This is a genomic window from Microbispora sp. GKU 823, from assembly GCF_002027145.1.
GTDB lineage: Bacteria > Actinomycetota > Actinomycetes > Streptosporangiales > Streptosporangiaceae > Microbispora > Microbispora siamensis.
Window position 1 is genome coordinate 73,378 of the sequence record NZ_MWJN01000008.1, and the last position, 25,577, is coordinate 98,954.

At 69.1% G+C, this 25,577-nt stretch carries 15 protein-coding genes, 1 tRNA gene and 1 pseudogene; 7 read left to right on the plus strand and 10 right to left on the minus strand.

The features are described from left to right. Positions 1–176 precede the first annotated feature (176 nt). The gene (locus tag B1L11_RS06910; RefSeq protein WP_256862288.1) at positions 177–2,312 is read left to right on the plus strand and encodes a transglycosylase domain-containing protein; all 2,136 of its coding nucleotides are present in this window, start codon (positions 177–179) and stop codon (positions 2,310–2,312) included. 130 nt (positions 2,313–2,442) lie between these two features. On the opposite strand, the gene B1L11_RS06915 is transcribed toward B1L11_RS06910, so the two are convergent. Beyond that, the gene (locus B1L11_RS06915) at positions 2,443–2,898 is read right to left on the minus strand and encodes a GatB/YqeY domain-containing protein (RefSeq protein WP_079313711.1); all 456 of its coding nucleotides are present in this window, start codon (positions 2,896–2,898) and stop codon (positions 2,443–2,445) included. 80 nt (positions 2,899–2,978) lie between these two features. Between B1L11_RS06915 and B1L11_RS06920 the strand changes: the two genes are divergently transcribed. Both B1L11_RS06920 and B1L11_RS06925 read left to right on the plus strand, forming a co-directional pair. Further along, positions 2,979–3,911 carry a metallophosphoesterase gene (locus tag B1L11_RS06920; protein WP_079313712.1) on the plus strand — a complete coding sequence of 311 codons (933 nt, stop codon included), beginning with the start codon at positions 2,979–2,981 and terminating at the stop codon, positions 3,909–3,911. Between the two features lie 35 nt (positions 3,912–3,946). Further along, positions 3,947–4,023: transfer RNA gene (locus tag B1L11_RS06925), tRNA-Pro, on the plus strand. 376 nt (positions 4,024–4,399) lie between these two features. Here the strand turns inward: B1L11_RS06925 and B1L11_RS06930 are convergent. From B1L11_RS06930 to B1L11_RS06945, 4 genes are all read right to left on the minus strand, one after another. Next, positions 4,400–5,863, minus strand: a complete 1,464-nt coding sequence (locus tag B1L11_RS06930) for an RICIN domain-containing protein (RefSeq protein WP_218670942.1) — start codon at positions 5,861–5,863, stop codon at positions 4,400–4,402. A gap of 584 nt (positions 5,864–6,447) precedes the next feature. Then, the gene (locus B1L11_RS06935) at positions 6,448–7,164 is read right to left on the minus strand and encodes a hypothetical protein (RefSeq protein WP_079313714.1); all 717 of its coding nucleotides are present in this window, start codon (positions 7,162–7,164) and stop codon (positions 6,448–6,450) included. Between the two features lie 222 nt (positions 7,165–7,386). Next, complete coding sequence (locus tag B1L11_RS06940) at positions 7,387–8,559, minus strand: hypothetical protein (protein WP_079313715.1); 1,173 nt, start codon at positions 8,557–8,559, stop codon at positions 7,387–7,389. Then, positions 8,541–9,671 (minus strand): sensor histidine kinase, encoded by a 1,131-nt coding sequence (locus B1L11_RS06945; RefSeq protein ID WP_079313716.1) that lies wholly within the window; start codon positions 9,669–9,671, stop codon positions 8,541–8,543. The genes B1L11_RS06940 and B1L11_RS06945 overlap by 19 nt, the downstream gene beginning before the upstream one ends. 309 nt (positions 9,672–9,980) lie before the next feature. Between B1L11_RS06945 and B1L11_RS06950 the strand changes: the two genes are divergently transcribed. Together B1L11_RS06950 and B1L11_RS06955 are read left to right on the plus strand one after the other, a co-directional pair. Then, positions 9,981–10,628 (plus strand): response regulator transcription factor, encoded by a 648-nt coding sequence (locus B1L11_RS06950; protein WP_179155015.1) that lies wholly within the window; start codon positions 9,981–9,983, stop codon positions 10,626–10,628. Positions 10,629–10,731: 103 nt separating this feature from the next. Beyond that, positions 10,732–11,139, plus strand: coding sequence for a DUF1778 domain-containing protein (locus B1L11_RS06955; protein WP_143737075.1), 408 nt, complete (start codon positions 10,732–10,734; stop codon positions 11,137–11,139). Positions 11,140–11,532: 393 nt separating this feature from the next. Here B1L11_RS06955 and B1L11_RS53730 read toward each other — a convergent pair whose 3' ends face one another. The 3 genes from B1L11_RS53730 to B1L11_RS06975 form a co-directional block, all read right to left on the minus strand. After that, a complete protein-coding gene (locus B1L11_RS53730) occupies positions 11,533–18,132 on the minus strand; it encodes a polymorphic toxin-type HINT domain-containing protein (RefSeq protein WP_143737076.1) in 6,600 nt (2,199 codons plus the stop codon). Between the two features lie 333 nt (positions 18,133–18,465). Beyond that, entirely contained in the window at positions 18,466–21,828 is a 3,363-nt protein-coding gene (locus B1L11_RS06970; RefSeq protein WP_079313719.1) for a LamG-like jellyroll fold domain-containing protein, read from the minus strand. 91 nt (positions 21,829–21,919) lie between these two features. After that, entirely contained in the window at positions 21,920–22,903 is a 984-nt protein-coding gene (locus tag B1L11_RS06975) for a DUF6745 domain-containing protein (protein ID WP_218670943.1), read from the minus strand. A gap of 306 nt (positions 22,904–23,209) precedes the next feature. Between B1L11_RS06975 and B1L11_RS06980 the strand changes: the two genes are divergently transcribed. After that, positions 23,210–23,725: a DUF6624 domain-containing protein gene (locus tag B1L11_RS06980; protein WP_218670944.1), complete on the plus strand. Its 516-nt coding sequence runs from the start codon at positions 23,210–23,212 to the stop codon at positions 23,723–23,725. A gap of 40 nt (positions 23,726–23,765) precedes the next feature. Here B1L11_RS06980 and B1L11_RS53735 read toward each other — a convergent pair whose 3' ends face one another. Together B1L11_RS53735 and B1L11_RS06990 are read right to left on the minus strand one after the other, a co-directional pair. After that, a complete protein-coding gene (locus tag B1L11_RS53735; protein WP_079313721.1) occupies positions 23,766–24,365 on the minus strand; it encodes a sugar O-acetyltransferase in 600 nt (199 codons plus the stop codon). A 65-nt stretch (positions 24,366–24,430) separates the two neighbouring features. Further along, positions 24,431–25,045, minus strand: coding sequence for a TetR/AcrR family transcriptional regulator (locus B1L11_RS06990; protein WP_079313722.1), 615 nt, complete (start codon positions 25,043–25,045; stop codon positions 24,431–24,433). 247 nt (positions 25,046–25,292) lie between these two features. Here B1L11_RS06990 and B1L11_RS49940 point away from each other — a divergent pair. Continuing rightward, positions 25,293–25,559, plus strand: a pseudogene (locus tag B1L11_RS49940) (MFS transporter); the annotation flags it as partial. Positions 25,560–25,577: the final 18 nt, after the last annotated feature.

Sequence of the window (25,577 nt, forward strand, 5' to 3'; positions counted from 1 at the left end):
GCCGGGGGGTAATGCCGACCTGTGAGGTCGATGCCGGGAGAGTCACCAAACGGACGTACCCTTGGATCCGTGCAAGCTCACGGCAAAACTCTGGCATCCCGGACAGGTGCGGCCCTGCGCCTCGTCGGCGCGCGGGCGTCGCGGGAGTGCTGGCGGCGGCGATTGCACTACCCGCCGTGGGCGGGGCCGGTGTGACGGTCAAGTCGAGCATCGAGACCCTCAGCCTCAAGCCGGCGGACCTCAACGAACCACCGCTGCCGGAGAAGACGGTCCTGCTCGACGCGGACGGCAAGCAGTTCGCGCAGTTCTACTTCGAGAACCGGGAATCGGTCCCGATGGACCGCATCGCGCCGATCATGCGCAAGGCGATCGTGGCGATCGAGGACTTCCGCTTCTACCAGCACGGCCCGCTCGACGTCGAGGGCACGACCCGCGCGCTGGTCAGGAACATCACCACCGGCGGGGTGACGCAGGGCGGCTCGTCCATCACCCAGCAGTACGTGAAGCAGGTCCTGTACAACCGGGCGGAGACCGACGAGGAGAAGGCCGCCGCCGTCGCGCCGACCGTCGGGCGCAAGCTCAACGAGATCCGCTACGCGATGGGGATCGAGCAGAAGTACAGCAAGGACGAGATCCTCAACCGCTATCTCAACATCGCCTACTTCGGCGCCAGCGCGTACGGCATCGAGGCGGCGTCCAAGCGGTTCTTCGGCAAGCACGCCTCGGAGCTGAACCTGAGCGAGGCCGCCACGCTGGCGGGAGCCGTCCAGGACCCGAACGCCACCGACCCCAACCGGGGGAAGGCCTTCCGTGACCGGCTGCTGGCCCGGCGCAACGTCGTGCTCGACCGCATGGCCGAGCTGAAGATCATCACCGACGCCGAGGCCGCCGAGGCCAAGAAGAAGAAGCTGGGGTGGAAGGACAAGGAGATCCCCGGCGGCTGTGAGGAGAGCGACTACCCGTACTTCTGCCTGTACGTGCGCAACGAGATCCTCAACGACACGCAGTTCGGCAAGACGCAGAAGGCCCGGCAGGACTTCCTGGCCCGCGGCGGCCTGACGATCAGGACCACGCTGAGCAAGAAGATGCAGAAGGCCGCCGAGAAGGCCATCAAGAAGTACGTCTTCCCGAGCGACAAGCCGGTCGCCTCCGAGGCGCTCGTCGAGCCCGGCACGGGAGCCATCAAGGCGATGGCCTCCAGCCGGAAGTTCGGCACCAGCAGGAAGAAGAACGAGATGTCGATCAACGTCGTCGCGGACGCTCTCCACGGCGGCGGCACGGGCTTCCAGGCCGGATCGACCTTCAAGATGTTCACGCTGGTGACGGCGCTGAAGGAAGGCTACAAGTTCAACGACGGCTTCAACGTCGGCAGCACCTACACGGCGCCCAGTTACTCCGCGTTCAAGGACTGCAAGGGCAACTCCGTGGGCGACATCAAGACCCCGCTGCACAACGCGGAGGGCCACGGCGGGTTCCTGACCCTGCAGACCGGCACGTGGGGCTCGGTGAACACCTTCTTCCTCACCCTTGAGCAGAAGGTCGGCCTCTGCGACGTCGTGAAGACCGCCAAGGACTTCGGCATCAAGCGCGCCGACGGCGGCAAGCTCCAGGAGTTCGAGCCGTTCACGCTCGGCTTCAACGAGATGGACCCGGTCACCGTCGCCGCGGCGTACGCGACGCTGGGCGCCCGCGGCAAGTACTGCGCGCCGATGGCCATCACCGAGATCACCGACCGCTTCAACAAGGTGACCTCGTTCAAGCCCGAGTGCAAGCAGGCCGTCGAGGCCGAGGTCGCCGACGCGGCCACGAGCATCCTGTCGGGCGTGTTCACCAAGGGCACGATGTCCAGTGTCGGCGGCATCGGCAGGGACGCGGCCGGCAAGACCGGTACGGGTGACGTCTCCCGCACCGTCTGGTTCGCCGGTTTCACCCCCGACCTGGCGGGTGCGGTCAGCCTCGGCGACCCGCGCGGCCCGGTCCGCTACCCGCTGAGCAACCGCGTCATCGGCGGCCGGTCGTACGGCTCGGTCTTCGGCGCCAGCATCCCGGGCCCGATCTGGAAGGCGACCTTCCTGTCGGCGCTCAAGGGCGTAGAAGCCTCGTCGTTCGTCAAGCCGGACATGTCGAGGTTCGGCGGCTGCGCCCACCAGTGCGCTCCCCCGCCGAAGCCGAAGTCCGACCAGGGCGGCGGCGATGGTCCAGGTGGCGACGGTCGCGGCAACGGCCACGGCGGCGGTCCCGGCAACGGCCGGGGCGGCGGCAACGGCGGTGGCCACGGCGGCGGCGACTCGCCCTTCGACCCGTTCGGGTGATCCTCTTCCCGATGGGCCGCTCCTCTCGCCGGGGAGCGGCCCATCGGCGTTTCCGGCCTCGGCCGGACGCCGCGCACTTTCCGGTCTCGGCCGGACGCCGCGCCGGTCCGGGACCGGCTTCCCGCGGCCGTCAGGCGGACAGACGGGCGCGTACGGCCTGGGCGACCCGGCCGCCCTCGGCGCGGCCCGCGACCTTCGGGTTCAGGATCTTCATGACCTGGCCCATGGCCTTGGGACCCTCCGCGCCGCTCTCGGCGATCGCCGCGTCGACGAGCGCGTTCAGCTCGTCGTCGCTCAGCTGGGCGGGGAGGTACTCCTCCAGGACCGCCTGCTCGTCCAGCTCCGCCTGGGCCTGCTCGGCCCGCCCGGCGCCCGCGAACGCCTCGGACGCCTCCCGGCGCTTCTTGGCCTCGCGGGTCAGCACCTTGATCACCTCGTCGTCGGAGAGCTCGCGGGCCTCCTTGCCCGCGACCTCCTCGACGTTGACGGCGGCCAGAGCCATCCGGATGGTCCGGACCCGTACTTCGTCACGGGCCTTCATCGAGGCCGCGAGGTCGGCCTTCAGCTTGTCCTTCAACGCACTCATGCGTCCATCTTGCCGTGCCCGGGCTCCGGTCTTCGCCAGGTTATGCGGGAGGCGGGCCGTACGTCGGGCATCATGGCTGTGTGAGGAAAGCAGCCGCGATTCCCCTGTCCATCCTCGGCCTCGGCGTGGCCGGTGTCGGCTACGCCTCGGTGATCGAGCGGAACTGGTTCCGGCTGCGCCGGTTCGACGTGCCCGTCCTGGCTCCCGGCCAGCGGCCGGTGCGGATCCTGCAGATCTCCGACCTGCATCTCACGCCCCGGCGCCACCGCCTGATCACGTGGGTGCGCTCGCTGGCCTCGCTCAACCCCGACCTCGTCGTGAACACCGGTGACACGCTGGCGCACCCCGACGCGGTCGAGTCGTACATGTACGCCGTGGAGCCGCTGCTCGACCGGCCGGGTCTGTTCGTCTACGGCTCCAACGACCTCTACGCCCCTCGGCCGAAGAACCCCGTCCGCTACCTGTGGCGTACGTCCAAGGGGGACTCCCGGCAGCACGTGCCGACCCTGCCCTGGGCCGAGCTGGGCGCCGCGATGCGGGAGGCCGGCTGGCTGGACATGAACAACGCGACGGCCCGCCTCAAGGTGGCCGACCTCGACGTCCACGTGGGCGGCATCCACGACTCCCACATCGACCGGGACCGGTACGACGAGATCGCCGGCCAGGCCCCCGTCGACGCCGACCTGCGGCTCGGCGTCATGCACTCGCCCGAGCCGCGCAACATGTCCCGCTTCGCCCAGGACGGATATCAGTTGCTGCTGGCCGGGCACACCCACGGCGGGCAACTGTGCATTCCGTTCTACGGCGCCCTGGTGACCAACTGCGGCATCGACCGCGCCCGCGTCAAGGGGCTGAGCAGGCACGAGACCTCCTGGCTGCACGTCTCGGCCGGGCTCGGCACCTCGCCGTACGCGCCCGCGCGCTTCGCCTGCCCGCCCGAGGCGACCCTGCTGACGCTCGTCCCCCGCCGCCCCGTCGTGCCGGATGACACAAGCAGCCGCAAAGTCCGCTAGACTTGCCGAGGCGCAGGACGAAAAGTCCAAGCGACCGGGGTGTAGCGCAGCTTGGCAGCGCGCTTCGTTCGGGACGAAGAGGCCGTGGGTTCAAATCCCGCCACCCCGACCATGTAGTACCAGCTGAAAGGCCGGTTCCGAAGATCGGAACGGCCTTCTGCGTTGCCGAGTGACTGACTGAGTGACTACGGCCGGTCGCGCTCCCTACCCTCTCCGCGAGTGCGACGACAGTCCCTCTGAGGCGAGAAAGCGCGGCCGCCTTTCCGGCCGCAGCCCCGATCTCGTGGACTGCCTCCGCCGCGCGGTGGTGAGAATCGTACGTCCGATCCGGGACGGCGGCCGGGGAGACGGACCGATGGCAGGACCGACACCCCACCTCGGGCCGCCCGCACAACGCCGCGATCCGGATCCCCGGCACCGAGCGCACAGCACGAGATCGGCACCGGGGAGGGATGTACCGCGGATCCGCGGTTACGTCGAGACGACCGTTAGACGGCCGTGCGCGACCACTGCTGGTTGGCGCCGGTGTTGCACGGATACTGCTTGAGGATCACGCCATCCGCGGTCGATGCGGACGGTACGTCCACGCATTTGCCGCTGTGTCGTGCCCGGAGCTGGAAGTAGCTACCGTTGGCGACCATCTGGAACTGCTGATTGGTGCCGGTGCCACAGGTGTACTGGATGAGCTCGGCACCGTCGGCGGTTGAAGCGCCCACCACATCAAGACACTTCCCGCTGTGGCGGCTGACGATGCGCCAGTAGCCGCTGCCGGCGTCCTGGAACTGCCACTGCTGCCATGGGTTGCCGCCGTAGGTGTACTGGTCGACGCGCGCACCGTTGTTGGTGCTCGCCTGTTGGACGTCCATGGCCTTGCCGCTGTGGCGCGCATCGATCCTGTAGAACGTTTCCGGCTGCGGCGAAGGGGTGGAGTCGCGGACGGTGTCGCCCCAGCCGTAGCGGACCCGGTCGGCGCCGGATTGGTTGCGGACGGTCAAGGTGAGGTTGGTGCCGCTGCCGCCGAGGGCGTACATCGAGTAGTGGTCGTAGCCGAGGCTTCCGGTCGGCTTGCCGCCGAGGGCGGGCCAGTAGGTGCCGCCCATCTGGTTGTCACGCATGACCTGGGCCATGGCGCGGAGGTAGCGCACGAAGTTGTCGGTGCTGTCCGCGTCGGCGTAGTTGAGGCCGGTGGACATCGGCGCGCCGAATTCCGTCGCGATCGCGCGGGAGGCGCAGTTGCCCAGAAGCGTCTGAATGTGGCTCCGGAAGGCGTCGTAGGTCATCGCGCTGTAGAAGAAGGCGTAGTAGTGGAAGGACAGCAGCGTCGAGTTGAAGCGGCTGTCGTTGCAGATGTCCCGGAGGTCCTGGCTGAAGCCGGTACCGCCGATGAGTACCCGGCCAGGCACCGCCGAAGTGTGAGTGCTGAGCCAGTTCGCTGCTACGTTGCGCCATTCCGCCGATGAGTAGCCGTGCGGCTCGTTCATCGGCTCGAAGTAGACGTTGCTGTTCGAGCCGTACGTGTTGGTCACGGTGGACCACATCGAGTTCCATGCGGCGAGGTTCGTGATCCTGCCGCCGGAGGCTGCGCCGTCCTCCCAATAGGCCAGGATGACCTTGAATCCACGGTCGGTGGCGGCGTCGATGGCACCACGGTAGGAGTTCCACCAGCTCGTATTGGCCACAGTGTGGGTGTTGATGGGCAACCGGACGGTGTTGACCCCCATGGTGTATTCCATGTAGTCGTAGAGCGCGTTGGCCTTGGCCCGTACTGTCGCGTTGCTGTCGGACTGGCTCAGGCCCTGCACGACGAGCGTGCCGGTGCTGAAGTTGTCACCCAGCACGGCCCAGTTCATGCCTCGGAATTGGCTGGTGGCGGCATTGACCGATGGCGCGGGGACGAGGGCTGCCACTGCGGTGAGCGCGGTCAACACAAGGGCGATCAGCAACTGGCGCAACGACCGGATGCTCCGCGATGGTCCTGATGAGTAACCATCAGACGCCATGCTCAGTGCCATGAGATGTCCCATCACTAGATCTGAATTGCTGGGTCGAACTTTCACTTGTGCACTTTGTTAGCGCTAACAAATAAATGCCGATCACTCACGGAGGCCTCACGCTAGAGAGAAGGCGGGAGTGCGTCAACAGAAAGGGAGACGACTTGCTCGAACCGCTGGTCCGTGAGGGACACCGCTGCAAATTTCAGGCAGACTTCCTGGTCGCGCCAACGCCCCGATGGTGCCAATGCAACTCCGCCGCGCCTCGGCATCGATTTCGCAGCGAACGCCATCCAGGCTGGTACACCTGCCGTCCGTTTGCTTGGCTTGCGGCATGATGCTTCAGCGTCGGCCCCGGCCCTCTGGGCGGACTTTGGTGAGACTGGTCGTGGTGACACTCCTGGTGAGCACCGCACTCAGCGCCGGTGTGTTGTGGATGCTGACGCTGATACGGGATTCGTTTCTGGGGGTGATCCCGATGCTGCCCTTCGACCCGCACTGGTAGACCGCCCGGCTCGGGCGCCGATCAATCAGCTTTCAAGCCGTCAGTTCGGGGTTCGAGCCCCAAGCGCCCTAGCGGAGGCGTCTCCGGGCGGGAGCGCTGAGATGGGGGTAGAACGACGAAGGAGTCGCCAGGTGCGCCAGGCGCCCACGGCGATCACGGGGATCGCTACCGCCCAACAGTAGAGGGCCGCGATGATTCCCTCGTTCACGTGCTGTCCGTTGCCCTCCACCTCGGGGACGAAGCTTGACGCGATCTCCGGAAGGAGCAGCAGCCCCACCCCTGCTAGGGCGAGCATCGAGTTGGTCACGACGGACAGCCTTGCCGGGTACGGTTCCCGGATAAGGCGACCGACGAGCATGACGAGGCCGACGGCACAAACGACGGCCGGCGCAATAATCTTGCCGGACCAATGGACGAGCATGGTGGACCAATACCAACGCTCGTCCGGCATCGGCGGCATGAAGTAGTCCATGGGTGCAGGTGGGCCGTTGAAGTCTTTGATCGTGCCCAGAATCGAACCGCTGACGAGGGCGCCGACGAAGGCGATGGACTTCGGCGTGCGCCGCGCCCACCTTGTCAGCCCTGTGGCGGCACCGAGTCCGGCGAGCAGACCGAGGAAGACACCTTTGCCGGCTCCGTAGGCGATCGGGACCCAGACGTTCCAGGGGTAGTTGCCGACCGTAGCGGCCGTCCACATACCAACCGCACCCCAGACGAGGATGCCACCGGCGACCCCTGCCGCCAGTAGGTCCCTCACACACCTGCCCGTTGTCATAAGGGCAATATGCCCTCCACAGCCGGGCAAGGTCGGGACATCTCGGGTGCGCAATAACCAGTCGCTGATGTTTCCGGCCCCGGCATCAGTACGTGGGCGCCGCGACTATCGCCTTCCGATCTCGTATGGCAGCTCGCTACACAGGCAGGGACGGTTCACCACGGGTCGGCGTCATTCGCCCGGGGCCGCAGTTGGCCGAGCTACCTACCGGGCGGAAGGCGTGAGTTCCATCACTCCGTCGTCGGCGATGGTCAGTCGGCACTTGCCGGGCAGTGTCCCGAGGTCTGCGAGGGGTGCGGCGACCTGCGCCGGGGAAGGATCGGTCACCACGATGACGATGCGCGCGCTGTTGTCTGTGGGCTCCACTCGCACCGCCAACCGCCTCGCGGTGCCGGCAAGGCGAGCGAAGACAGCCTCGACCGCCGAGGTGAGGTCCCGTTGGACCGGCAGCGGCACCCGCGTGAGCGCCGCCGGGTCGGCCAAGGCCGCGTCCTGGATGCGTACGTCGAGCCCGGCCTTGCTCGCGCTGACGGCCGCGCGTACCAACCCCTGACGTAGCTCGGCACCCGCCGAGTCGTTGCCCCAGCGTACGAAGTCGCGCAGCCAGGCGGCGTCCGCTGCCACCTGTCCGCGCAATCCCGGATCGGCGATCGCGTCCATCCGGGCGACGGTCTCGAAGGTCTGGAGCACATGGTCGTGTACGGCACGGGCGTGCCGGGCGCGCTCCCGCCCCACCGCCACCTCGGCCGCCTGAGTCACCGCCTCCTGGCGGGCCCGCCGCAGGTCCCGGTTCGTACGCCGGAGCCAGTGCGCGCATATCCAACCGAGAACGGCGTTGACCAGGTAGGTGACGACGACGCCGACGGCCGGCACCGGCGACTCGTGCCGTGTCGCCACGGCGACCACCGCGTAGGTCACTCCGAACACCGCTCCATTCGCCAACGCCCACGGCAGCCGCCGGCACCTGCTTCCGAAGGTCAGCGTCAGATAGCCGGTGTACGGATAAGCGAAGTACGACCACCCGGAGAATCCGGACCGAGAGCACACCCACGCCCCCGACACGAGCGCGATTACTCCGACGGGAAGGTCCAGGGCAAGCGTGTGCGGGGTCGGCGCGCCGCGCCGCCGCTCCAGGTACAGCACCAGCGCGGCGGCGGCCGTCAGCAGCGCGGCGAGGCCCAGCCCGGCGGCAGGACGCGCCAGCCTTCCCCAGACGAGCGGCACCGCGATCCACACCTGCCCCAGCGCCACGATCCTGATCACGGCCGACGCGACCCGCAGCGTACGGCCGTCCTCCCCAACCGTGGCGGACCCTGCCCACGCCCGCGTGCCATTGCCGGAAGCGGCGGAGAAGGGGTTCATCCCGCCGGAACCCACAGCGTCACCATGGTGCCCTGCCCGGGCCGGGATTCGATCTCAGCGTGGCCTCCGGCATCCGCCAGGCGGCCGCGGATCGACCCGTCCAGGCCGATGCCCGCCCTGACGGCGTGCGGTTCGAAGCCTCGCCCGTGGTCGGCAACGGTGACCGCCACACCGTCCTGGGCGCAGTGCACCTCTATCGTGGCCGTCGCGGTGCCGGCGTGTTTGTGTACGTTGTTGACCGCCTCCTTGGCCGCCGCCACCAGGGCCCGGATGCGCGTACCCCGCAACGGCGGAAGGACCGGCGGCAGCGCCAGCTCGATGGCCAGGCCGGTGCGGCGTCTGTTGGCGGCCAGGCGGCGCAGTTCCGCCGACAGGTCCACGTCGCCGTCGTCAGGAACACCTGCCAGATGCGCGCGCAACCATGTCACATCAGCACGCAGCTGGTGGCGAAGCCGCTCGTCGTCCACCGCCGCTGCCTGCGCCAAGCTCTCCAGCGTCACGAGCACGCGCCGCCGCAGCGCCTCGGCCAGCCGGACGTGCTCCTGTTGCCGGGCCACCTCCGCCTCACGGCGGGTCGCGGCCAACCGCGCGTCGTCGATCCGGCGGGCGGCCGCCCGCAACTGACTGGCGATGACCCAGAGGATCGTCGCGTTGCCCGGAAACTGCAGGGCGTCGGGGACCACGTTCCAGAGCAGTGACGTCCGGCCCACCAGCACGACATCACCGATCAACAGGACCACGCCGAGACCGAACCCCACTGCGATCGTTCTCCAGGCCGGCCATCGTGGGAGGCCGAAGACCACTGATAACAGCAGAACCTGGTTGAAGAACGGGTTCCCCGGCAGGCCCGTCTCCTTAGGCAGGGAGGTCCCGGCCAGCAGCAGGCCCCCGTACACGACAAAGTCGACCACCACCCACCGGCCCCGCACCAGGTGAGAACGCCAGTAGGCCCACGCGGACCCTATGGAGTACGCCGCGGACACGACGACACCGGCGAGCAGGATGGGCCGGTCAGCGTTGATTTCGTACGCCGGACCCGCCAGATAGAGACACGCGACGAGCCGCGAGAAGGCGGCCGTGTTCGCGAGGATGGCCTCGTGCCGATCGACAGCGGAACCGGGCTGCAATCGGAACCTCCCCGACCAATATCGGGCACATGCTAACAGATCAGAAGAGTCTCTCCATGTCCCCGCAGACCATCCCGACAACTGACGTCAAAACGGGAAAATCACAATATGTAAGGCGTTCATTCCGTGCACTGGACGAGCGGGATAAAACAGGTGATCATTGGTCTCGCTTCCAGACACAATCACTTCGACACCGGCCGGCGTCCGGGCTGCCTTCTGGGCCGCCGTTGTCCTCGTCGGCTCGGGTCGCACCGCCCCTCGCGAGTCCCTCGCAGGTCGCTCCAGCACGGCTGCGTCACGGAGGTCAGGTTGATCCATCTTGCGATCGTCGACGACCACCCCATCGCGCGATACGGAGTGGAGCGGGTGCTCGAGCATGTGGCCGAGGTCGCGATCGTGGCCTCGGTGTCCGCTGCGGACGACCTGCTGCGGCTCGTCGCCGACGGCCTGCGCGTCGACGTGGTCATGCTCGACCTCTACCTCGACGGCGACACCCCGTCGATCGACGCCGTGGCCCACCTTGCCGCGGTCACCCGCGTGCTCGTGATGTCCACCTCGGCCCGGCCCGACGACGTCGTCCAATCGATCCGCGCGGGCGCCGCCGGGTATCTCACCAAGCGCAGCGAGGCCGACCTGGTGGTGTCCGGCCTGCGTACGGTCGCCGCTGGCGGTTTCCTGCTCTCCACCGAGCTGGCGGACATCGTCCACGCCCTGCTGGCCTCACCCGACGGCGGCACCGCCGCGGAACCGAGGCTGTCGCCCCGAGAGGACCAGACACTGCGCCTGCTCGCCCGCGGCCTCACCCACAGCCAGATCGCCACCAGACTCGGCGTACGCAAGGCCACGGTCGACACATACGTCGAACGCATCCGGGCCAAACTCAACGCCGGCAACAAAGCCGACCTCACCCGCGCCGCCCTCCAACGCGAGTCCTTCCCTCCCGACCAAGGTCCGTGACGGCACCTGGACGCCCACATATGTCACCGGGGCCGTGGCAGATTGACGCGCGCTTCTTCAGGATCGGTAGGAACGCATTCCTACCGAGGGCTATGGTGAAGCCGTGACCGCACGAAAATTGTCAATCTCGGTCAGCCCGGAGGTCGAAGAGACGATCAAAGCTGCGGCGGAGGAAGAAGGCAAGCCGGTATCGGCATGGCTGGCGGAGGCCGCCGTCGAAAAGGCCCGCCTCGCGGCCCTGCACGCGGCGGGGCGCGCGGCCGCCCGCGAACTGGTGGCCGAATATGAGAGCGAGCACGGCGCGCTGCCCGAGCAGTCCCGGCGGCGGGCCCAGGAGTTCTTGATGGAGGCAGGACTGCTTGACGACGAGTGCTCAAGGGCTGCGACATTCGCCCCGACGACGAGCATGTCGGCCGTGCCGCCGGGGTCGCGTGCGGCCTCGCCGGAACCGCTGATGTGGTGGACGCGATCGTGGTCGCGACCGCCGTCCGATACCAGGCGCCCGTGGTGACCAGCGACCCCGAAGACCTGAAGCACCTCGCCGACTCCCTCGGTGTCAAGCTCCGGCTTTTCACGGTCTGACCCGCTCCGCCGGCCCAACACCTGCCGGGGGAGCAAAGGCGAACTTCACCCGCCCCGCCCCCCAATGCGAGCCATACCCTGACGACCGAGGTCGTGACGGGGACGGCGTAGCACGACCGGCCCTGGCGACATGCGTCGCTTCCGGCGTCCGCGATGCCGCGCACAGTCCCCACGCGCCTTGGCGTGCCGTAGTCGGTCCACTTCGCCCAGCCCCGAGCCCATTCCTCGAAGATCGACGGGAGGCTTCTTCGGGGTTGACAGAAACGCATCCCTACCAGCCGGTTACGGTGCCCGAGTGGGGATCCAGGGCCGGACCAGTTCATCACGGAAACGCATCCGGCGTAAACAGCGCGTCATCAGAAACTTTGACAGGGCTGCCACCGAGGTAGAACTTGATACTTCTCCACGGGCGCACCCCGTTGACCACGAATCGTCTCACCTGGGCCATCTCCCATTGGGTCGCATACGCCCCAGGCTTCGTCCCGGCCTGCCATGCGAGGTTGAACATCTCCTCTGGAGTATTTCCAGAAAATTCATCAAGGAGAATATGAAGGGGCTCCTGCGGATTTTTAATTGTTTTGACAACCGCATGCTGGAAGGTTTCGGCAGAGTAGTTCATGAAATGCCCGACAGATTTTTCTTCGGCAAATTTCGTAAGCCTGTCCCCGCCGATACCCAGCACCTTTCCAGTACAGTTGTGAACGACGATGCTCGAGTCGCCGATCTGAATGTTGTAGGTGTGCAGATCGGCGACGGTGAGGTTGTGGACGCGCTGGTGGGCGGTCCACTTCTTGATCGCGGTGATCTGGACGTGGGTGCCGACACTGGTCTGCAGCCACATGCCGGGCTGAAGGCGGCCGGCGTCGATCCACTGGTGCAGATCGGGAACCCAGAAGGGGTGGCCGTCGGTGGCGACGACGTGGCCGGTCTTGTGGCCGTGAGGGCCGTCGGTGTCGACGGTGATGCCGACGAGGTGCTTCTCGCCTTCACCACTGATGGTCGCGAGGACCCGGCGATTGCCGGTCTTGCCGGTTTCGGGGTCGGTGGCCTTCACCTTGTCGCCCGGCTTGACCTCGGCGATCGCCTTGGCCGACCCATCGGCCATGAGTACGGCGGTGCCGGGAGTGAAGCTGTTGGCGACGCAGTCGACCACACTCTTGCCGGCGTTCTTGAGAAGGCCGCCGCTGAGCTTGCCGGAGAACATCTCGGCCACTTCTGTCGTGGCGGCCTTCATCGCGGCCTGGCCGGCTTCCTTGATGCCCTGTTTCATGGCGGCGGCGCCGGCCTTGAGCGCCGCGCCGCCGACCGACATGAGCCCGCCGGTGAGGGCCCCGATGCCGCCGTCCACGAGGGCGTTGAGGAGCATCTCCTGCGGGCTGTGACCGCCCTCGACGAGATCCTTGACGATCGACCCGGCGGCCCCCGCGACGAAGCCGCACGCGACGGCGCCGACACCGGTCCAGCCGATGAGCGCGCCGCATCCGACGCCGACGACGGTGCTGGTGACGAAACCGGCGATCTCCGCCTTGTGCTGCTCGGCGAAATTGACGGTCGCGTTCCATGCCTTCTGCGCGTTGCAGCCGATGTTCCACCACTCGCAGGCCGGTGGCGGTGCCGGGTAGGTCGGGGCCGGCGTCGAGGTGGGCGGGCCGTTGTTGGAAGTCGGCTTGCTGGGAGTGGAGGTGCTGCCACCGCCACCGTCGTCGTCCAGTAGGTACCTCAGGCCGGACGGGTCACTGGCGGTGACGGGGCTGTTGCCCGCGTAGGCGTACGAGGCCATCTGCTGGGGGTCGCCGGAGTCGAAGACCGGGTCCGGGGAGATGAAACGGCCGGTGGCCGGGTCGTACTCGCGGGCGCCGAGGTGGGTCAGGCCGGTGGGCTCGTCGGTGCCGCCGACGAAACCGTGCTCGTTGGGCCAGTTCACGCTCGTCGCGCCGCGCGGCTCCCCGAAGGGCTTCTGCCGCCGTTGGGTGACCTTCTGGTCGCCGGCCGCCTCGACCGCCAGCAGGGCAGTGCCCTGCCGGTCGGGCATCAGCCAGGTGACGCCTGAGCCGGTGCGCTGGCCGATGGTCGTGCCGCCGAAGGCGTAGTACCGGGTGCCGGAGACCGTCCCGGTGGCAGTGGTCAGCCGTAACTCCATCCCGGGCAGATAGAGGGTCGCGCCGGTGGGGTCGTGGCGGATGAGACGGGTTCCGTCGACGTCGTAGACGTAGGAGACGTCGCCGTTCGTGTCGCGTGCGGTTGCCAGGCGGCCCTCGGCGTCCCAGGTGAGCTGCTGGATGTCGGTCGCCGTCGGCCGCGCCGTGGTGTTGCCGGCCGCGTCGTAGGCGTAGGAGATGGTCTTGGAACCGGCCGAGGTCGTGGTGGTGACGGCCTGGGCCGCGTGCGGCCGCGGAGCGCCGGGGTCGGGGTAGGTCAGCCCGGTGGTGGTGTCACCGGCCGCGGTGTGGTCCACCGAGGAGGTGCGGTTGCCGACGACGTCGTAGCGGAAGGACTGCCAGTACGGCGCGGGCCCGCCGAGGGCCGAGACCGACGGGTCGGCGGCGCAGTCCCCGGATGACGGCGTCCACGCCTCGGTCAGCCTGCGCTGGTAGTCGTAGGTGAAGCACTGCGTGTCGGACGCGCCACCGGCCGGCGTGTCGGCGATCTTGGTGATGTTTCCGGCGGGATTCCAGGTCAGGCGCTGGTCGGCGATCGTGGACGGGGCGGTCTCCCGTACGGCGAGACTGCGCTCCAGACGGCGGGTGGACTCCTCGTAGTAGTAGCCGAGCTGGGCGAGCGGACCGCCGGCCTTGAACGTGAGAACCGCCGGTTCGCCGAGGCGGGTGTACTGGGCCTGGGTGACGTAGGTGCTCGCACCGGTGAGCGTGTACGGCTGGCCGGTGTCGGTGTACGTGAAGCCCAGGACCTCACGGGGAAGGCCCCCGGCGGCGGGCATCGTGGTGGTGGAGACGTTGCCGTCCGGCTTGTAGGTGGTGCTGAACTGGTAGGTCCCGGCCAGGGCCCCTTCGGCGGCGGGGATGGTGATCGAGGTGCCGAGGGAGCGGTAAGCGGCGTCGTAGCCGGTGACCGCCGTGGTGTAGGCGTTGCCGCCGGCCCACCGGGTGGAGGAGGTCACCTGGCCCTTGGCGAGGGTGTCGTAGGTCCACTCCGCGATCTTCGTCGTACCGTCCGAGACGGCGGTCTTGCGGTCGAGCGCGTCGTAGGTGTAGGCGAGAGTGCGCCCCCGGCCGTCGGTGGTGGACACGATCCGCCCGGCGTCGTCGTAGGCGGTGGTCAGGGTGCCCTTGTCGGGGTCGTCCACGCGAACCTGGCGGCCCCGGACGTCGTAGCCGTACTTCCACTGGTTTCCGGCCGTGTCGGTGACCGACGCGAGCAGGTTCTTGGCGTTGTAGGCGTATCTGGTGGCGTCGTACGTCCCCGACGGCGTCGGCCCGTGGTACTGGCGCAGCTGGACGGTGCGGCCCCGGGCGTCGGTGACGGTGCTGGTGGCGATTCCCCCGGCCGGCGGGGTCGTGTCGGTGTGGTCACCGCCGTACGACGTGGTGGTGCGCCATTTCTCCACGCCGAGCGAGCGGAACACGGAGGCGGTGGGCCGGTCGGCGCCGTCGAAGAGCGTGAGCGTCTGGGCGGGGATGGCGTTGTCGCCGGTCGCCGTGAACAGGCCGGTTCCCGGTGCGCCGTCCGCGATGTAGGCGGAGTTGGTCTTGTAGGCGCGACCTGCGGTGTCGTAGAAGGTGTCGGTCACGATTCGCCCGCCGTCGGGACCGACCGCCGTGGCCTGGGTCTGCCGGGCGCGCAGCAGGCCGTCGTAGAGGGCGTACGACGTGGTGTATCCGCCGTTGGCGTTCAGCGTGGAAGTCGTGACCGTCGAGGGGCCGTCGGTGCGGATCAGGTAGCTGTAGGTGGTGTTCGCCGTCTGGCTGCCCTTGGCGCGGCCGGGGAGCCAGACGGCGGTGGTGCGTCCCAGCGGGTCGTAGGTCACGTCGGTGCGTCGGCCGTTGGGATCGGTCGTCCCGATGGTGGCGCCCCAGGCGGGCTCGACGTCGGCGGTGCTGGTCCAGCCGAGCGGGTTGGTCGTGGTGGTCCTCGTGACAGGGCCGCCCGACGCGGGCGTGTACGCGGTCGTCGTATGGTCCCCGTCCACGTCCCACGAGTCGGTGACCCTGCCGTAGGCGTCGTACGCCATGCGGCTGGTGGTCAGGTAGGCAGGCGTGCCGTCGGCCCAGTCCTTCAGGGACTCGGTCCGGGTCACGTCGCCCTTGGTGGGGGCGACACCCCAGTCCTGCCCGTCGTACGAGGTCCGGGCGTCGCCGATGATCTGGTCGGCGGACGTGGGGGTCTTGTCGCAGGACAGGGCGTAGGTCTGCACCCGGGAGGTGAAGGTCAGCAGCCACTTGCCGGTGTTGCGGGCGTAGGTGTATCTGGTGCACTGGTCGTCGGCGGGGTCGTCGACGTCGCCGTAGTCGGTCGTCTGGTCGGCCGCGCCGTACTTGTCGAAACCGGTGACGGTCTTCGTCTCGCGATAGCCGCGTCCGCCGTCGAGCGCGATGCGCTGCACCGTGGTCGCGGTGTTGACGTAACGCGACCGGGTGGTGACCCCGTCGCGCACCCGGGTCGCGGTCGGCGACGACATCCACGGTTCGGTGAGCACGGAGGACACCTCGGCGCCGCCGGGACCGTTGTAGGTGATCCGCTCGAGGACCATGCCGGCCAGGGCGTCGCTGTCGGTGTGGGCGCCGCCGCGCGAGTCAGTCACCGAGACGCTCCGGGTGCCGGACGGCAGATGGTCGCCGTCCATGCCCCGGAAGTACAGCGTCTCTCCGTACGACTGCTGGCCGGGGTCGCCCTTGGTGACCCCCACCTTGGCGTACCCGCGCCACACCGACCACGTCTTCTGGTCGTCCGAGATGAGGCCGTCGTCGTCGGTGTAGTGCCAGGCCGGCGATCCGATGTAGGTGTAGAGGGTCTGCACGCGGGGCGCGCCGCCCGTGTGGTCGGTCTCGGACACCGCGGTCACCACGTACTTGTGGAAGTAGTCCGTGACGGGATCCGTGTAGCCGGGCGGCGTCCACTTGACCGGATAGCACCGCAGCGTGTTCGACTCCGGCGCCGACGGCATGCGTGACCCGGCCAGGCAGTCGGGCTCGGAGTAGCGCACCGAGATCTCGCCGCCCGTCTCGGTGCGGATCGAGGCGATACGCCACCAGTTCATGGCCGGTGAGTGATCGACCGTGTCCACCCGGTTGGCCAGCTGCACTCCGGTGAACGTGACGTCCGGCACGGAGACCGTGCCGCCGACGAGCCCGCTGTGGCTGATGGAGGCCAGCCAGAGCCCGGCCCGGGTGCCGTCGCCCGGGTCTGGATAGGTGTGGTTGAGCGTCCACGACTCGACGTCCCGGTACGCCGACCCGCCCCACACCTGTGTCGTGATCTTCGCCAGCCGCTTCGTGGTGAAGAACGTCGGCGACGTCTGCGTGCAGGAGGTGCCCGTGCAGGACTGGTCCCAGGGCACATCCGGCCAGTTCGCCGGGTGGGCCGAGTCGCAGGCGGTGTTCGGCAGGCAGCGGTCGGCCACGGTGAACAGCACCCGGGCGGGCGCGTTGCCGTACTCGGCGTCGGTGCGCGTGCCGTAGTCGATCTCGGTGAGGTAGCCGCCGCGCTCGTACGACGTGGTCTTGGCCGGGTCGAGGTCGCGGCCGTAGCTGTTGGTCTCCTTCGCATACCGGTACGACATGGAGTTGCCGTGCGGGTCGACGACGTAATCGAGGTTCCACCGCCACGCCTGGCGGCACCACGAGGCGTCGAAGGTCGACTGGTGGCACGGCTCGCCCGCGTTGTTGCCGTACACGGGGACGGTCCAGGTCGAGTTGGTCTCCGGCCTGCCCGAGGTCCAGCCCGGCAGGCGGGTCAGCCCGAACCAGTACTGAGTGCCGTTGGGGGTGGTGACCTTCCAGTACTCGCCGTTGTCGTCGCCGTTGACGGCGCCGGTGAGGTGCTCCACCCGCGAGCCGTCGTCCGCCTTGGGATGCCAGGTGCCGGTCGCGTCGTCGCGGATCAGCTCGCTGACCTTGCCGCCCAGCGAGAGTGTGGCGTTGTCCGTCGCCCAGCACTGGTCGCCGGTCTTCGGCTGCACCCCGTCCTCGCCGCACGGCTTGTAGCGGCGCTCCACGTAACCCGACCACATCTCGAAGCCCTCACCGATCCAGGAGGGCTGGTTGTTGGAGGCGGCGTGCCGGCCGTCCACGCTCTGCGCCGAGTACGCCAGCGCCAGTTGCGGGGCCGGACCGCCCAGCGCGGGCGGCAGGCGCAACGCGTACGACCAGGAGAAGTCGCCCGACGAGCCGCCGGCCGACCACGTGCCCGAGGCCGTCAGCGGGGTGGCCGCGAAGTTGCCCGACGATCCCGAGGCGCCCGCGGTCACCGCCATCAGCGTCCCGGCGCCCGCCGCGGCGGGCACTTCGGCCGACACCGTCGTGCCGTCGTTGCGCGACGGCAGCGCCGTGCCATGGCACCCGGCCTTGTCCGGCGTGGTCAGCGCGCACTCCGGCAGGCTCACCATCTGGAGCCGCCGCGCCCAGTCGCCGCCGTAGGCGGAGCCGAAGGCCGAATAGTCAACCGTGACGCGCACCGGGGCCGTGCTCGCCTCGGCCGTTTCGACCCCTTCGCCGTCCGCGCGCGACGTTTCGACCCCTTCGCCGTCCGCGCGCGACGTTTCGACCCCTTCGCCGTCCGCGCGCGACACCCGCAGCAGCACGGCGTCCGGCCGCCCTGCGGCGGTGGCCGCGCCCCGGTCGAGCACACGTACGGCGACCCGGGCCGGGGGACGCTCCAGGGCGGAGCGCGCGGCACGCCCCTCGGGCGGCCCCACCCGGACGATCCCCATCCCCGGGACCTTCGCCGTGGACGTGCCGACGTCCACGGTGGCACTCCCGGCGCCGGCCACCGCGGCGCCGGCGCCTTTCTTATGGCGTGGCTCGCCGCCGGGTCGGCGGCGTAGGGCAGCACGGAGGACTCGGACTCACCGGCGACCACATGCTCGCGCTGCACCTTCAGCGGCTGGAACCGCGCCGCCCCGGCCGCGTTCGCGGATTCCGCGGCGCCCGCCGCGGCCTCTCCGGTGAACGCGAGCAGCAGCGCCACCACGGTGCCGCCGGCCATCACGGTCAGCGACCGCTTGAGGGCATGGTCGCGCCGTACGCGGGAACGAGGGGTGGACACGCGTACCTCCCACTGTTCGGCGGTGCCGCCGGGATCACTCGTTGAACAGGGTCACGATCTGCTGGTCGGAAAGAACGCCCTGGTAGGCACGGACGTCGTCGACGTCGCCCGGCCACCGGTCCCCCCACGCGCTCGACACGCGGGCCCGGCCGAGGTCCAGCGTCCGCGCCGCGTCGAACGGCGCGGCGCCGGTGGTGCTCGCGGCGAGCCTGCCGTTCACATACAGCCGCATCTCACGGGTGCCGGCGTCGTAGACCCCGGCCAGATGCGTCCACACTCCCGCCTGGACCGGCTGGTCCGCGGCGACCCGCCACTTCGCCGGGTCGTCCACGTCGGAAGCGTGCAGCGCGAACGCCCACTGGCTGCCGTTGTACGAGAGCACGAACGCGCTGAAGGCGGCTCCGTTCTGGCTGACCGCGGTGACCCATCGGCCGGAGGTGCTCGTGGTCGTCAGACGCACCCAGGCGGCCACGGTGAAGCTCTCGTCGGTGTGCAGCACCGGGCCCGACGTCTCGGCGTACCCGTCGGTGCCGTTGAAGGTGACACCGCCCGACCCGTTGTGCCCCCCGGTCCACGTCGCGCCGCCGGAGGTCGTGACGGGGCGGCCGTAGCCGGAGGCGTCCTCGCCCGCGCCGTCGAGGTTCCAGGCGCCGACCAGGGTCGGTGCGGTGGCGAGCGCCCTCGCCTCGGAGGCGTCGATCATCCGGTCCCACACCCTGACGTCGGCGATGTCGCCGGGGAAGTAGCTGATGAGCTTGCCGTCGAACTTCTCGGCCCCGATCAGCAGCCGGCCACCCGCGTTCCAGCCGATCCGCACAGGGGCGGTGCCGGACAGGACGCCGTCGACGTAGAGGCGGAGCTCTCCCGCGCCGGCGTCGTACGTGCCGAGCAGGTGGGTCCACACGCCCGTACGCGGCGCGGTGGAGCCGGCCCGTACGGCGGGCGGGTCGGCGGCGTCGGCCGTCTGCGCCGTCAGGGACCAGCGGTTGCCGGGTTGGTCGTACTGCAGCAGGAGTCCGCTGTTCGTCCCGCCTTCCTGGCACAGGACCGTCGCCCACTTGGCCGCGGAGGTCAACCGGACCCACGCGGAGACCGCGAAGCTCTGGTCGGTGCGCACGACGGGGCCGTCGGTGGCGGCGTAGCCGGTCGTCCCGTCGAAGGAGATCGCGGTGCCGGCCGTCCGCAGCCGGCCGGCGCTCCACTGCGCGCCGCCGCTCAGGGCCGCCGTACGACCGTTCCCCGAGGTGTCGGTCAACGTGGTGCCCGAACCCCCGCCGTCGTCCGGAATCCAGCTTCCCACCGGGCCGTTCGCCGAGCCCGCGTAGAACACGTATGTGGAGACGTCGGACAGGTTGCCCGCCCTGTCGCGTGACCGCACGTACAGCGTGTTGATCCCCTCGCCGGGCGGCGTCGCGGACACGGCGGCGGTGCCGCCGAGGGTGCCGGCGTCCACCGCTGTCGTGGGCGGGTCGGCCCAGCCGTACAGGTAGGACGTCACGTCGGAGACACCGGCCGCGCCCAGGGTGAAGATGCCGGTCTTGCCCTTGCCGCCGTGGAAGCCGCCATCGGCCGGGTAGTCGGCGGACGTCACCGTGGGAGGGCTGCCGGGGCGTGTCGCGTCGACGGTGAACGCGCACTGCCCGGACCAGGGGGAGGTGTCGGTCCTGTCGGTGGACTGCGCCTGCCAGTAGTAGGACTGCCCGTCGGACAGCCGCCCGGCGGGTACGCTCGCGACGAGTTGCCCGCCGTTCGCCACGTTGGTCTGGGTCACCTTGTCGGTGCCGTTCGTGGCCGAGCCGGGCGCCGCCCAGTAGGCCGACACGTCGAGCATCTGACCCGCGTCCGGGTCGGTCGCCTTGGCACGCAACGTCGGCGTCGTCGTGCTGACGTATGTCCCGCTGCCGCAGGGCTTTCCTTCCACGGTCAGCCCGGACGGCGCGTCGGGCACGGTGTTGTAGGTGATGGCCAGGACCGGGTTGTCGTCGAAACGCTTCCACCCGTAGGCGTCGGACTCGTTGGCCGCACGGAGGCCGAGGGTGAGATCCGACCGTCCGCTGCCGCTCGCGTCGCGCACCGCCGAGGTCACGTCGAACTCGACCGACCCGTCGCCGCAGCCGTAGTTCTCGTTGCCCTTCGCGACGTCGGCCTCGCCCAGTTGCCTGATCCACTGGGGCTGGCTGTTCCACGTGGTGCCCAAGTTGATCACGCCGACGTGCCAGAGCTGGACCGGCCGGGCCTGGCAGGACCACGACCACTTCTCGGTGATCTGGAACTTCGCGTTGAGAATGTGCTTGCCCCTGACGCCGGAGGTGTCCATCCGGAAGAACGAGCGGGCCAGCGTGTATTGCTCCGTCTCGTAGCCGACCATCACCTTGCCGTTGGCGCTGTCGGCGAGGTTCTGTCCGTTCCAGAAGGAGACACCGGGGGAGCCGGCGAGCACAGTCGTCCAGTCCAGCCGCTTTCCGCTGAACGACGGGTCGATCGTGACGGGGAAGCGCGTGGCCGGATCGCGCAGGAACGACAGGTCCGGCCGCAGGGTCAGCGTGCCGTCCCGCAGGGTGAGCCCCACGCGGGCCTGCCGTGGCGGCGCGCCGGGAGACACTGCGGTGTCCCACATCAGCGGCGGCGGGGCGGTGAACACCGTCTCACCCCCCTCGTCCCGGCCCACGAGCCCGCCGTCGCCCCCCGCCAGCACCGAAACGCCGGTAGAGCGCAGGGAGAACGCGACCTCGCGCAGCGCCGGATCGGCCGCGGCGGAGCGCGAGTTCACGACCAGCCTTTCGGAGAATCCGTCATTCGACGCGGTCACCAGCAAATCGACGCCGGGCAGTACGTCCCGGTAGGTCGCGGTTTCCCCGGACAGCGAAGGCGTCGGCAGCGCCGTCGGCCACGCCAGCGACATCGACCAGGTCCTGCCCGACATCGTGGCCAGGGGAGCGGTCCCTCCCCCGGAGAATCGCAAGCCCGTCGTGGTGGCGCCGGGGGTCACCGAGCCGTCCGAGGCGCGGCGCAAGGAGGGGTCGACCGGTACCCAGTCGTCACCCCGGCGCACCCGGACGGGCCGGCTCCGTTGCTCCATGGTGAACGAACCGTCCGGGTTGGCGTACACCGTCGCGGTGCCGGTGCGGCTTCCGGTCACCTCCACCCGATGCCGTGAGGAGCGTGCCGCGGCTGACGCGTCGGCCTCGTCGGATCGCGGTGCCACCGACGGCCTCTGGTCGTGGCGCGCCGTGTCGGCGCTCGGTGAGGGCGAGGCGTTCTCCGGCTGACGGACCACTTCGGCGACCGCGGCCGGCGGAGCGCTCAACGGGGCCGCCAACGCGACCGAAGCCAGTGCCAGCGGGCTGACGATCCAGACCACGAATCCGCGTACACGCTTGGCGATGCACCTCGTCACGGCTCACCCGCTCCTGCCCAGACAGCGTCTGCCATCCCACCTCGGGAAGATGATTGTGATCCGTTGACCAGCTACAACGCCTGTCGTCTATTCACCGGACAAGCACCTCGGCCCCGCACCACACCCCGTGTGGTGCGGGGGCTCCAACCCGGGCCTGAGCATGGCCGACCCCCTGCGGCCGGTATTTCTGATCGATCGGGCGGGCCGGGACGAGAGAAGGTGTCTCGTCCCGGCCCGCCCGCTGGTCATGCCAATAGCGGGTGCCAGCCGTCGCGGTAGCGGACACACCGCGCCGGAGCCGGACCTCGTCGTGCCAGGTGCCGGGGACCGGTTCGGTGCGGGCCAGTTCGGGTCGGTCCACCACGACGCACACATCCTCGCCAGGCCACCACCAGCCGCCGGAGCGCGCCAGTGCGGCCCAGTGGCCGAGGTGCTCGAGTTCGTCCGGCCGGTAGGAGGCCAGTCCGAGCCGATGCAGGGCGTCGTAGTAGGCGACCCACGCCGCGTCCTGCTGGCCGTACCAACAGGCCGGTACGGGCCCGCTGCCGGCCAACGTGTTGCGGATCGGCATGCGGAAACCGTGCGCGAGGCTCCGATGCAGTGCGGTGCGGATGCCTTGGTGCACCACGACACCCAGTGGAACGCCGGCGTCGAGTGCCCTCAGAGGTGGCAGTTCGGGCCAGGGCTCGTTCCGTTTGCCCCTCCGTGCCGGGGACAGCTCAGGGTCGGCGTGGGAGACCCCGGCGCTGAGTGCGCCCCGTAGCTGGGACTCGAGCATGGCCAGATCACTGGCCAGTGGCGGTGTCCCCCGCGGGTGCGGATTCCGGATCCAGCCGTAGAGCCGGTCGAGAGTGGGCAGACCGGCGACAAGCGGGATCGCCTGGTCCGGCGAGTCGACCCATTCGAACCGGGGCTTCGGGCGAGAGATCCTCGCGTAGATCGCGGTCAGGCTGTGTTCGACCGTCCGCCGGTCGGCCGGTTGGGTGGACAGGCCGTGGTCAAGCCACTCCTGCCGGATCTTGACGGCTTCCTGCCACCGGTCGTGAGCGCTCTTGCCGCTCCGGACGTCGGTCACAGGTTCAGCGGCGGCGTAGCGCCGCGTGAGCGCGCTCAACGCGCGTGGGCGTCGCCGCCCTTTCGGTTGGAGATCATGCCTCGATGATGGCCTGCACGCCGCGGTGCGCGCAACCACTCGTCCGATCCGCGCCCCGACCACCGCTTGCTCCGCGGCGGACGGGCCGGTTGCGGCGAGACAGAAAATGGGCTGGGGACGGCACCAAAAAGCCGACCGCCCAGTCGACGGCAATCAAGTGCATTCCGAAATCGATTTGCGCGGCTTCGACAAGCTGACTGAACGCCACCCGCATCGTAAAGTCGGAACGTGACTGACGACGAACTGCGAGCGGAATTGCTGAAGCGCATGAAGGTCGATCAGGATATCCGTGAACCAGCCAAGGAGCCTCTGAACCAGGAGCGCATGGTCCAGTGGAGGAACATCGACCGGGACAACACGGCATGGCTGCGGTCGGTGGTCGGCATGCGCGGCTGGCCACTCTTGTCCCAGGTCGGAGAGGACGGGGCGCTCGCGGCATGGCTACTCGCCCAGCACGCCGACGCCTCGCCCGAGATTCAGCGCGAATTCCACCGGGCGCTTTCCGACGCCGTTGCCCGGAACGAGGCGAAGCCCGCCCACCTCGCCTACCTCGAGGATCGAGTGCGAGTGAATTCCGGTCGTCCCCAGCTATATGGAACTCAATTCTTCAGCGAGGGCAGCGGCTTCAGACCACACCCGATAGAGGACGCAGATCAGCTGGATGACCGACGCGCTGCAGTAGGCCTGGAGCCGTTCGAGCAGTATGAAGCGCAAATGCGGCGCCTGTACGAGGGCGACGTCTGACGCCGTTCTCGCCATACCTTTCTGTGCCTATCGGGGGTGCCTACGGGGCGTCGGGGCGCCAGCCGGTGACGTCCCGCTCGGTGATCTCGCGCAGGATCCGGGCGGGGTTACCGGCGGCGATGACGCGTGCGGGGACGTCCCGGGTCACGACGGCCCCGGAGCCGATGATCGCGCCGTCGCCGATGGTCACACCGGGGTTGACGGTGACCCCGCCCCCGATCCACACGCGGTCGCCGATGGTCACGGGCTTGGCGTAGCAGGCCCCGGCGACGCGCTCCTCAGGATCGATGGCGTGATTAGAGGTGTAGATGCTCACGCGCGGTCCGAGCAGGACGTTGTCGCCGATCGTGATTCGTGCGCCGTCGAGCATGACGGCGTCGAAGTTGGCGTAGAAGTCGGCGCCGACGCTGATGTTGTAGCCGAACTCGCACCGGAAGGTGGGCTCGAAGTGAGCGCCGGGGCCGACGTGGTCGAGCAGGTCACGCAGGAGAGCCTCGCGGTGGGCCTGGGGAGCGCCGAAGCTGTCGTTGTAGGCGTTGGTGAGCAGCACGGCGCGCCGGCGAGCGGCGACCAGTTCGTCGGTCAGGTCGTTGTACATCCGCCCGGTGAGGATGTGGGCGCGCTGTGCCTCGAGGCTCACGGTTGTCTCCTGCGGCGTTCGGTCTTCGTACTCGTCGAGGAGCAAGTGTCGCGGACGCCGGCGCATCAGCTCATCGAGAGGGCCCCGGCGCGGGCCGCCGCCAGCGCCGCCGCCGCGGCCCGGTCCGCCGCGGCCTCGTCCAGAGGTTCCCCGGTGTTGAGCAGGGCGTAGTACAGGGGTGCGGAGACCGCGGCGATCACCCGGCGCGGGTCGGTGCCGGTGGGCAGTTCCCCTCGTTCGATCGCGTCGGTGACGCAGCCGGCCCATTCGTCGATGCGTACGGCGTAGAAGCGGCGCAAGGCCTGCGCCGCCTGGTCGTTGCAGAGTGAGGCGGCGATCAGTGCCTTGAACAGCCGCCCCTGGCGGGGATCGGTGAGGGTTTTGAGGACCAGCCGGGCGTTGTCGCGCAGATCCTGGTCGATGTCGTCGTTGCGGGACCGGGGCAGGGATCGTTCGGCCATGTCCTGGAGAAGGTCGGCGGCGAGCGCGCCGGGCGTGCCCCAGCGGCGGTAGAGGGTGGTCTTCCCGACTCCCGCGGTACGCGCGATCTCGCCGAGGTCGAGCCCCTCGAAGCCCTTTTCGGCCAGGGTGTCGGCGGCGGCTTCGAGTACGGCCTCGCGGACGCGGGCGGTGCGTCCACCTGGGCGGACGGCACCGGGCGGTGGAGTGGCTGCTGCCATGACGGCTCCTTCCCACAAGGCGACTATCGGAACCGCAGTTCCCTTAAGGCGGCATGGAGTGCTAGTGTCCTCATCAGTTTAACGGGACGACAGACCCGTTAAGTCGCTGCATGGCCCCCATGCCCGAAGGGATGTCTCTGTCATGTCCACCACGAAATCTCTGCCGACTGCCGCGACCGCCGCGCCACCACGGCGCCTGACCGGCCGCCTGAAGGTCGTCCTCGCGGTGCTGCTGGTCGCCCAGTTCATGCTGGCGGTCGACTTCTCGATCCTGAACGTGGCGCTGCCCGCGATCGGCGACGACCTCGGGTTCTCCCTGGCGGATCTGCAGTGGGTCACCACCGCCTTCGCGCTGTGCGCGGCCGGCTTCACTCTGTTCTTCGGCCGCATCGGCGACCTGATCGGCCGCAAGCGCATCTTCCTCGGCAGCCTCGCGCTCCTGGGCGCGGCCTCGCTGGCCGGCGGGCTCGCCCCGACCCCCACGGTCCTCGTCATCGCCCGCATCGCCCAAGGGCTCGCCACCGCCGCCGCC